General features: G+C 66.8%; 6 protein-coding genes and 3 tRNA genes. 3 read left to right on the top strand and 6 right to left on the bottom strand.

Going from position 1 to position 9,933, the window contains the following annotated elements:
- The 6 genes from AC5P66_RS19530 to AC5P66_RS19505 form a co-directional block, all read right to left on the bottom strand.
- On the bottom strand, nucleotides 1-162 hold a 162-nt coding region (locus tag AC5P66_RS19530; protein WP_353761873.1), incomplete at its 3' end, for a GTP-binding protein.
- 41 nt (nucleotides 163-203) lie between these two features.
- Nucleotides 204-279 (bottom strand) — tRNA-Thr (locus tag AC5P66_RS19525).
- Nucleotides 280-328: 49 nt separating this feature from the next.
- A tRNA-Gly gene (locus AC5P66_RS19520) sits at nucleotides 329-402 on the bottom strand.
- Between the two features lie 24 nt (nucleotides 403-426).
- Nucleotides 427-512, bottom strand: a tRNA-Tyr gene (locus AC5P66_RS19515).
- Nucleotides 513-649: 137 nt separating this feature from the next.
- Complete coding sequence (locus AC5P66_RS19510) at nucleotides 650-1,666, bottom strand: isoaspartyl peptidase/L-asparaginase family protein (protein WP_099494647.1); 1,017 nt, start codon at nucleotides 1,664-1,666, stop codon at nucleotides 650-652.
- Between the two features lie 122 nt (nucleotides 1,667-1,788).
- The gene (locus tag AC5P66_RS19505) at nucleotides 1,789-2,808 is read right to left on the bottom strand and encodes a cyanophycinase (RefSeq protein ID WP_099485630.1); all 1,020 of its coding nucleotides are present in this window, start codon (nucleotides 2,806-2,808) and stop codon (nucleotides 1,789-1,791) included.
- A 170-nt stretch (nucleotides 2,809-2,978) separates the two neighbouring features.
- Between AC5P66_RS19505 and AC5P66_RS19500 the strand changes: the two genes are divergently transcribed.
- From AC5P66_RS19500 to AC5P66_RS19490, 3 genes are all read left to right on the top strand, one after another.
- Nucleotides 2,979-5,717: a TonB-dependent receptor plug domain-containing protein gene (locus tag AC5P66_RS19500; RefSeq protein WP_164284287.1), complete on the top strand. Its 2,739-nt coding sequence runs from the start codon at nucleotides 2,979-2,981 to the stop codon at nucleotides 5,715-5,717.
- Between the two features lie 162 nt (nucleotides 5,718-5,879).
- A complete protein-coding gene (locus tag AC5P66_RS19495; protein WP_495216567.1) occupies nucleotides 5,880-8,651 on the top strand; it encodes a response regulator in 2,772 nt (923 codons plus the stop codon).
- A complete protein-coding gene (locus tag AC5P66_RS19490) occupies nucleotides 8,648-9,871 on the top strand; it encodes an EAL domain-containing response regulator (protein ID WP_099494649.1) in 1,224 nt (407 codons plus the stop codon). The genes AC5P66_RS19495 and AC5P66_RS19490 overlap by 4 nt, the downstream gene beginning before the upstream one ends.
- Nucleotides 9,872-9,933 lie beyond the last annotated feature (62 nt).

The following is a 9,933-nucleotide window of genomic DNA, read 5'->3' as shown; positions in this document are numbered from 1 at the left end:
CGGCGCGGCGTCGATCGAGGAGTAGTCCTTGAACTCGCCACCGAAGCGCTCGGCACCGATCTTGGTCAGTGCGGCGGTCAGCGTGGTCTTGCCGTGGTCGACGTGACCGATGGTGCCGACGTTGACGTGCGGCTTGGTGCGCTCGAACTTACCCTTGGCCATGGCTGCTTATCTCGAATTCGTCTGAGAGGTGATGCTTAAGATGGTGCTCACGAAAGGAATCGAACCTTCGACCTCTTCCTTACCAAGGAAGTGCTCTACCGACTGAGCTACGTGAGCCGAGTTTTGCATTATGACATGAACTCGATAATATTCAAAGTTCATTCAATGGAGCGGGAGACGGGAATCGAACCCGCACCATCAGCTTGGAAGGCTGAGGTTCTACCATTGAACTACTCCCGCGCCGGGAATGTCACAACGTGAAACTGGTGGAGGGAGGTGGATTCGAACCACCGAAGGCGTAAGCCAGCAGATTTACAGTCTGCCCCCGTTGGCCGCTTGGGTATCCCTCCTTACCACCCCATCCCGTTGCCGCCGAAGCGTTGCGGTGTGTGGTGGTGAGCCGCTTATTCTGCTGATCGGGCGGGGGGCTGTCAACGCTTTTTTCCATCTTTTTCACACGTTGTCGCAAACCCATTGATACGCAAGGTTATTGCCCAGGGACCGGCAGGGTCTCGCTGGCGAAAATTGCGACATGGGGGACGCCATCGGCGCCGATCCAGCCCCGATACATGCCCTGGGTGTTGAACGGCATGGCCATTTTTCCGTCTGCGGCAAGCACGATCGCGCCGCCGTCGCCGCCCATCTTCGGAATCATCTCGTTGATCACGCCCCTGCCGGCCTGCTCCGGCGTCTGCCGCTGGTAGCGGATGCGCGCACAGATCTCGTGCGCGGCCGCAGTCCGGATGTAGTACTCGCCCCAACCGGTGCCCGATACCGCGCAGCCCGCGTCGGCCCAGGTACCGGCGCCGACGATCGGCGAATCACCCACACGGCCATAGCGCTTGTTGGTCATGCCACCGGTGGAGGTGCCGGCGGCAAGCTGCCCCTGCGCATCCAGCGCAACGGCGCCCACCGTGCCGAAGTGCCTTGCGGTCTCCAGGTCGGCGTGCGCCTGGCCACTGGCTTCTTCCTTCAATGCGCGCTGCAGTTGCTGCCAGCGCTTGTCGGTACGGAAGTAGGATGGATCGACCAGGGTGATGCCCTGCTCCACCGCGAACGCCTCGGCACCCTGCCCGACCATCATGACGTGCCTGGACTTCTGCATCACGGTCTGGGCCAGCAGGATCGGGTTGCGCACCCGCTGCACGCCAGCCACCGCACCTGCAGCCTGGGTGGCGCCGTCCATCACCGCGGCATCCAGTTCGTTGTGGCCGTCATGGGTGAACACCGCGCCCTTGCCGGCGTTGAAGGTCGGATCGTCCTCCAGCACGGTGATTGCCGCAGCGACGGCTGCAAGCGCCGGGCGACCGGCCGCCAGTTCGGCATGGCCCTTCAGCAGCGCCGCGCGCAGCGCGTCGCGCGCAGCCTTCTCCTCAGCCGGCGACAGGTCCTTGCGCTCGACGCCAGCACCGCCGTGGATGACCAGCAACGGCGAGGCGGCCGGGGCGGCCTGGGCAAGCAACGGCAGGGACAGCAGCGCGGACAGCACCAGGCGCAGTTTCATCAGGGACGTCTCCAGAAGGTGTAGTGAGAGGATTGCACCGGTAGTGCCGGCCGCTGGCCGGCACCGGTCGCATCAGGACAGACGGGTTGCCGGCCAGCGGCCGGCACTACCGCGAAGGAAGATCACTGGCGGACGACTTCAATCTCGCCGTCACTGACGTCGGCCACGGCCTGGTAATCGGCCTCGGCCTGGAAATCATCCAGCCGCATGCGGCTGCCGCTGGCCACCACCGTCACCGGCACCGCATGGAAGCGCAGTGGCTCGCCCTCCACCAGGCGGTCGGCACCGCGGCCGGGGCTGACGACCCACACCTTGCCTTCGCCATCCGCGCTGTAGACCTGGGCCCGGCCATCGGGCTCAACGCACAGGGCGGTGTCCTCATCGACGCCGATGCCGACGATGTCAGGGTCGCCGCTGTCCTGGGCGGCACGTGCCACGAACACGATCAGGCGACCGAGCCGGTCACGCTTGTCGAAATGGGTGTCGGTGACCACGCGCTGCAGGTAGGGCATCTGCAGGAAGCCGCTGTCCAGGGTCACGGCACTGCCCATCGGGTCGGCCAGCGCACCGGCCGAGGTGATGCTGCCGCCATCCATGGCGCCATAGGCATAGCCGCCGAGGATGGCCAGGCCAGCGCTGGTACCGGCAATCGGCTTGCCGGCGCGCACATGGGCGTTGAGTGCGCGGTTGAGTGCGGTGCCCTTCCAGAAGCGGATGTAGCGGGACTGGTCGCCGCCGGCAATGAAGATGGCATCGGCCGCAGCGACCACGCGCAGCACCGCCGGATCATCGGCACCGCGGCGGCTGTCGAAGACCAGGGTCTGCACTGCGGTGGTGCCGCCGATCTCGCGGTACAGGCGGTCCTGCAGTTCGTCGCCACCGGAGGCGCGCAGAATCAACACACGGCCATTGCCGGCCTGCTTCAGCCACCACTGGAACGCCTCCGGTACCCACTCGCCACCGCCCATCAGCATCATGGCGGGCGCGCGCGGACCGGGACGCGGGGATTCCAGATCGCCGACTTCGTAATAGGCGAAGCCGGGGCCCTGCAGGTCCTGCGCGGGCGTGGCCAATGGCCAGCCCAGCACCAGCAGCGCCAGCCAGGCGAAGGGGCCAGGCAGGGTGCGGTCGAGGCGTCGCATCTTGATCTCCCTGAACAAAATCGACTTGCAAGCATTTTCACTCTTTGCCAGATAGGGGCCCAGTAGTCAAGGACATGAAAAAGGCGTTAAATGCGCGCGCCCATTCCGGAAGTCTGAATGGGGGACAGGGCCCCTCCTCTGCGGGCCGGCTTCTTTTCCGAGAATTCCTCATGCGTAGACAGGCGATGGCGTGGTCGATCCAGCTGGCGTTGATGGGCGTGGCTGCTTCCGCGGCGGCCCAGGCACCGGCTTCCTCTTCGGTGCAGCAACTGGACGCGGTGCAGGTCACCGGCTCGCGCATTCCGCGCGCCCAGGTGGAAGGCCCCGCTCCGATCACGGTGATCAACGCCGAGCAGATCCGCTCCAGTGGCTTCACCAGCGTGCCGGACGTGCTGCGTGCGATGACCCAGAACGGCGGTGAGACGCAGAGCCAGCAGTCTTCCAGTGGCGCCGACTTCTCGCCGGGCGCCCAGCAGGTGGACCTGCGCGGCCTGGGCCCGAACCACACGCTGGTGCTGGTCAATGGTCGGCGCATTGCCGATTTCCCGATGCCGTTCAAGGGCCGCAGCAACTTCACCGATGTCTCCAACATCCCGCTGGGCATGATCGAGCGCATCGAAGTGCTGACCGGCAGCGCCTCGGCCATCTACGGCTCGGACGCGATCGCCGGCGTGGTCAACTTCATCCTGAAGAAGAAGGCCGACGGCACCACGATCGACATGCGCATGGGCACCACCAGCGAAGGCGGTGGCGAGTCGTTCGACATGAGCCTGGCCAGCGGCTTCAGCCGCGGCAACTTCAACGCCGTGTACAGCGTCGAGCTGCAGTCGCAGACCCCGCTGTGGGCCTATGAGCGCGACATCCAGGACTCGACCCAGGATGGCCCCACCGAGGGTTCGCGCATCGCGCGCCGCGCCTATCTGCGCACCGACTACAACGATGACTACCTGGACCCGGGCGCCGCCACCTGCGAAGCGCTGTCCGGCCAGAACCAGGGCAGCACCTATCGCGCCTACCGCCCGAAGTACGGCTACTACTGCGGCAGCGACAGCTCGATCGGCTACGGCACCATCCTCAGCAAGCGCCGCGGTGCCAACGGCTACGCGTCGCTGAGCCATGACTTCGACAATGGCCAGCAGTGGTTCGCCGACGTGCAGCTGGGCTACCACACGATGTCGCTGATGCGCGACGTCACCCAGTGGGGCCGCATGGATGCCAACGGTGATGAGTCGGGTTACTTCAACAACGAAGCCACTGGCGAGATCGAGTTCTGGCAGCGCCAGTTCTCGCCCGAGGAAATGGGCGGCCTGCGCAACGCCATGGTGCGCAGCACGCAGAAGACCTTCAGCGTGACCACCGGCTTCAAGGGCAAGCTGATTGGCAGCTGGGATTACGAAGCGGCGTTGAGCCATTCGCAGTACCAGTCGCGCATCAGCTGGGCACAGATCATTGCCGCCAAGGCCAACGACCTGTTCCTGGGCCCGCAGCTGGGCGTGGATGACGACGGTTTCCCGGTCTACAACGCCGATCCGTCGCGCCTGTACCGGCCGCTGACCCGCGCCGAGTACGACTCGATCGCCGCGCGTACCACCTACACGCCGAAGTCGCGCACCGAGACGGCGGCATTCACCCTGACCAACTCGGCCCTGTTCGCCCTGCCGGGGGGCGACGCCGGGTTTGCCGCGACCGTAGAAGTGGGCCAGCAGGCCTACTCGCTGAACCCCGATCCGCTGGCGACCGGGTACTACTACTACAGCTGGAAGGATTCGGACGGCAAGGGCTCGCGCAACCGCTGGGCGACGGCTGCGGAGCTGCGCATGCCGCTGCACGACACGGTCAACCTGAGCGTGGCGGGCCGCTACGACCAGTACCGCTATTCCGGACACACCATCGGCAAGGCAACCTGGAGCGGCGGCCTGGAATGGCGCCCGATCGATACCCTGCTGGTGCGCGGCTCCTACGGCACCGCATTCCGTGCACCGGACCTGCACTATGTGTTTGCCGGACCGGGCAACGACGAGACCAGCGCCGAGGATCTGTACACCTGCCGCCTCGAGGAAGCCAGCGACTGTTCCGATTACGAGCGCAACCTGATCCGCAGCCGCACAGGCAACCGCCAGCTCGACCCGGAAACCAGCACGTCGTGGAGTGCCGGCTTCGTCTGGTCGCCGGCGATCGGCCTGGACCTGTCGGTGGACTGGTTTGACATCGACATGCGCAACCAGGTGCAGGACATGGACGTGCGCACGCTCCTGGCCAACGAAGCAAACTGCCGCCTGGGCAGCGCCGACATCAATGCGCCGACCTGCGTGGACGCGCTCGCCCGCATCACCCGCAGCAACGACGGACGCCTGTATGGCGTGCGCGTGGAGCCGATCAACGTCGCCCGCGAATCCACCTCCGGCATCGACGTCGGCCTGCGCTATCGCCTGCAGACGGGCATCGGCGATTTCATCTTCAACGGCACGCACACCTGGGTGAAGAAGCATGATTTCCAGCGCTACCCCGGCGACCGCACCGAAGACCAGTTCGCGGTCAACAGTGGCTTCGACATTCCGCGCACCAAGACCAGCCTGAGCGTGACCTGGGAGAAGGATGCGTGGTCGGCAACGGTGTACGGCTCGCGCCTGGGCAAGCTGCCGACCTCGGACAGCTACGACCAGGTGTTCGACTGGGACAGCGGCGACAGCCCGTACGTGAAGGCGACCTATCGCTACAACGCCTCGCTGCAGTACCGCTTCGACGACCACTCGCGCCTGTCGCTATCGGTGGTCAATGTGTTCAACAAGATGCCGCCGAAGGACCGTACCTACACCGCTTACCCGTACTACGACGTGTCCTGGTTCGACAGCGTCGGCCGCACGATCAACCTGCAGTACACCCACAAGTTCGGTGGCAGCGCTCTGTAAGTGCCTGGCCAGCGCCGATACAGGAGACCCCCGCTTCGGCGGGGGTTCTCTTTTCCGCCGCCTGAACGGTACCCACGCGCAGGCTCCGGCCTGACCGGCCAGCGGGGGATTTTAGGAAACAGCTGATTCCGCGCTGTCAGCGCCGCTCCCTAGCATCGTTGCATGTTCCGCTTTCCCCGCCCTTCGCTGCAGCAGGCCGTGCCATCGACCACCGCGTCGGTGTTGCTGCGCTGCCTGACCGTCTGCGTCTTCATCTGCCTGGCCGCCGCGGCCGGGTTCTACCTGCTCACGGCATTCACCGAAGACATCTCGACCCATCGCCGCGAGATGAATGCAGCGGCCTACAAGGCACAGATCTATTTCGACCAGCGCGAAGCCCTGCTGCGCTACCTGGGTGATTCGGTGCTGGCCGGCAACCCGGATGCACCGGCCGCAGACAGCGAGGGCGTGCGCCAGGTGCCGCTGGATGGTCCCGGTGGCCAGCCGGGCCTACGGCTGCTGCTGTCAGCACGCGCCGAGCACACGCTGCGGGCACTGCAGACGCACCTGCTGCTGATCGATGCACACGGCGCGCATTGGCTGGCCGGGGGCGAGGTTGACGTCGACCTGGTGCACCTGCCATCGCTGCGTGCGCTGCAGGCACGCAGCGGCAGCCTCGAGGGTGCAGACCCGGTGTACTGGCTGCGGCCGGGTGGCAGTGGCGTTGCGCTGGCGCAGCCGGTACAGGCGGGCCCCCAACCGGCGCAGTGGCTGGTGCTGCTGCTCGATGGCGCGGCGGCGGCGAGCATGATCGACGGCCAGGGCATTGGCGGTTATGCGCTGCTCGACCGTGCGGGGCAGCCTGCATTGTCCAGCCAGGCGCCGCGGCTGGATGGTGCGGGCTGGAAGACCCTGCGGGAGCGCCAGGACGACAGCTTCGGCACGTTGTGGAGCGGCGGCCTGCCGCGCGGCGTGGCGCTGGTGAAAAGTGTCGGCAATGACGGCTGGCGGTTGGTCTACCACCTGCCGCCGCAGCTGCTGCTGGGCGACCTGGCCGTGCCCCTGCTGGTCTGCGTGCTGTTGCTGCTGCTGGCCGGTGTTGCGCTGCGCCTGCTACGGCATCGCGTGGACCTCCAGCTGATCCAGCCAGCCCTGCAGCAGCACCGCCGCCTGCTGGAGAACCTGGACTTCAGTTCGACGGTGATCGACATGGCGCCGGTCGGCATCTGCGTCCTGCGCCGCAGCGACCGCGCGTTGCTGCTCTCCAACCAGCTGCTGCGCGACTGGCTCGGCGACGAAGGCGAACACAGCGACTGGCAGGCACCATGGCGCGGACATGCCGGCGAACGCGGGCGTGGACTTGAATTCACCGCCCGCGACGGGCGCCAGCTGCAGGTGCTGCACGCGGCCTGCCGCTACCAGGGCGATGACGTGCTGCTGTGCGTCTTCCATGACATTTCCAGGCACCGCCAGGCCCAGGCCGCGTTGTCGTCGGCACGCCAGGCCGCCGATGCGGCCAACCAGGCCAAGAGCGCGTTCCTGGCCACCATGAGCCATGAGATCCGCACCCCGCTGTATGGCGTGCTGGGCACGCTGGAGCTGCTGGGGCACACCTCGCTGGACGCCAGGCAGTCGCAGTACCTGCGCACCATCGAGAGTTCCTCGTCGGTGCTGCTGCAGTTGATCAGCGATGTGCTGGATGTTTCCAAGATCGAGTCAGGACAGCTCAGCCTGGAGCCGACGGCGTTCTCGCCGCGCGAGCTGACCGAGAGCGTGCTGCGCAGCTTCGCCGCGTCGGCCACCTGCAAGGGCCTGCAGATCCTGGTCTGTACCGATCCGCGCCTGCCGACACGGGTGCTCGGTGATGCCGACCGCATCCGCCAGGTGCTGGGCAACCTGCTCAGCAACGCGATCAAGTTCACCGAGCATGGCCGGGTGGTACTGCGCGTGCGCCAGGTGCAGCGCGAAGGTGAATCGAGCGTGCTGGCCTGGCAGGTGACCGATACCGGCGTGGGCATCGCTGCGGAGGAACAGGCGCGGTTGTTCGAACCGTTCCGCCAGGTCCGCGGCGCGGCCAGCGCGCAGGGCACCGGCCTGGGCCTGTCCATCAGCGACCGCCTGGTACGCCTGATGAGCGGTGAGCTGCAGGTGGTGAGCGAGCCCGGGCTGGGCAGCAGCTTCAGCGTCCGCCTGCCGTTGCCGGTGCTGGCCGTTGCCGAGGATGGCCCCACACTGCTGCCGGAACCACCGATCCTGGTGCGCGGCCGCGACCGCGAGCTGGTCGACAGTGCCTGTGGCTGGCTGTGTCGGTGGGGCGCCAACGCGCAGCCCCTGCTTGGCGACCCGGCGTTGCTGGACCATGACGGCGCGATCCTGATGGATGGCGAAGCCGGGATGCCGCTGGCCTGGTCGGGCCCGCGCGTGGTGGCATCGATCGAGGGCGGTGACCAGCCGATCACTGCCGCCGATGGCAGCCTGGTGGTGACCCTGCACGGCATGACCGCGATCGGCAAAGCGCTCGCCAGCGTGCAGCAGCAGCGTGGGGCGCAGCCGGAGGCCACGCGCACGGCACCACCGATGCCTCTGGGCCTGCGCGTGCTGGCCGTCGAGGACAACCCGATCAACCGGGTGATCCTGGCCGAGCAGCTGCGCACCCTCGGCTGCGACGTGGAGCTGGCACAGGATGGCATGGAGGCGCTGCAGCGGTGCCGCGAGCAGTGCTTCGATCTGGTGGTGACCGATATCAACATGCCGCGCATGGACGGCCACGCGCTGGCCCGCCAGCTGCGCGATGACGGCAACCCGGTACCGGTGATCGGCGCCACCGCCAATGCGACCGCCGAAGAGCGCGAGCGCTGCCTGGCCAGTGGCATGCAGGGCTACCTCAGCAAACCCATCGACATCGCCCGCCTGCGCAAGGCGCTCACCGCCCTGCGCCAAGGAGACCCCGCATGACCCAGCGCGTCCTGATCCTGGAAGACCAGCCCTTCCAGCGTGGTTTCCTGGCAAACCTGTTCGGCAGCCGCACCGGTGTCCAGGTCGATGCCTGCGAAGACGTGGATGCCGCCATCGCACTGTGTGCCTGCCAGCCCTACGACCTGGTGGTCAGTGACCTGCTGATGCCCGGGCAGGACGGCATCCAGTTCATCCAGGCACTGGCGGCGCAACCACGCCCGCCGCGCCTTGCCGTGGTCAGCGCGGCCCCGCGGCGGATGATGACCTCGGCACGGCTGATGGCCGAATCGCTGGGGCTGGATGTGATCGGCCTGCTGCCCAAGCCGGTGGCGGCCGCCGACGTGGACGCCCTGTTCGAGGCGCTGGCGCAGGCGCGCCCGGCCACCGGCAAGGCCCCCTCACTCGCGGCAGCGGCAGTTCCCGAACCGGATGCGTCGCAGCTGCGCCAGGCGATGGCCGATGGCAGCCTGACAGCGTGGTTCCAACCCAAGAAGTCACTGCACTCCGGACGGGTGGTGGCGGCCGAAGCACTGGTGCGCTGGCGCCACCCGCAGCTGGGCACGCTGGCTGCCGGCAGCTTCCTGCCGGCGATCTGCCGCTACGGGCTGGAGGGCGACCTGCTGCGGATGATGCTCAAGGCCAGCATCAGCGCACAGGCGCGTTGGCGCAAGCAAGGCTTCCGGGTACCGGTGTCGATCAACCTGCCGCCTCATCTGCTGGAGCAGTCGGACCTGCCCGATGAGCTGCTGGCGCTGACCCTGGCCCACGGCGGCACGCCCGGCGAGTTGTGTTTCGAACTGATGGAGAACAGCACCACGCGGCACGTCAGCGACTTCTATGCCGGTGCCTGCCGGCTGCGCATGAAGGGCTTCGGCCTGGCCCAGGATGATTTCGGGCAGGGCCTGAGTTCGGTCCACAACCTGGTCAATACCCCCTTCACCGAGGTCAAGATCGACCGCGCGCTGGTCAGTGGCTGCGCCCGTGACCCGGCCCTGCACCTGACCCTGTCGACGGTGATCGCACTGGCCAACCAGCTGGGCCTGACCATCGTGGCTGAGGGCGTGGAAAGTGATGCCGACCTCGCCGCACTGCGGCAGTTGGGGTGCAGCCAGGTGCAGGGGTTCCTGATCTCGCAGGCGCTGCCGTCGGACGAATTCAACCGCTTGCTGGACGAGGAAGCACCGCAACTGGACGAAAGGCCGCAGGCTGCCCTGCGCTGACGTGGATTCCACGACGGCTTCACAAAAACATCAAGCGGCATTGACGATCCTGTCTGTGCAGT

The sequence above is a fragment of the Stenotrophomonas sp. YJH_SMC_122 genome (assembly GCF_059369535.1).
This window is presented reverse-complemented; position numbering and strand designations above follow the sequence as displayed.

Bases quoted from the DNA above. Each gene is read 5' to 3' on its own strand.
- AC5P66_RS19510 (WP_099494647.1), bottom strand. From the start codon at position 1,666: ATGAAACTGCGCCTGGTGCTGTCCGCGCTGCTGTCCCTGCCGTTGCTT.
- AC5P66_RS19505 (WP_099485630.1), bottom strand. From the start codon at position 2,808: ATGCGACGCCTCGACCGCACCCTGCCTGGCCCCTTCGCCTGGCTGGCG.
- AC5P66_RS19500 (WP_164284287.1), top strand. From the start codon at position 2,979: ATGCGTAGACAGGCGATGGCGTGGTCGATCCAGCTGGCGTTGATGGGC.
- AC5P66_RS19495 (WP_495216567.1), top strand. From the start codon at position 5,880: ATGTTCCGCTTTCCCCGCCCTTCGCTGCAGCAGGCCGTGCCATCGACC.
- AC5P66_RS19490 (WP_099494649.1), top strand. From the start codon at position 8,648: ATGACCCAGCGCGTCCTGATCCTGGAAGACCAGCCCTTCCAGCGTGGT.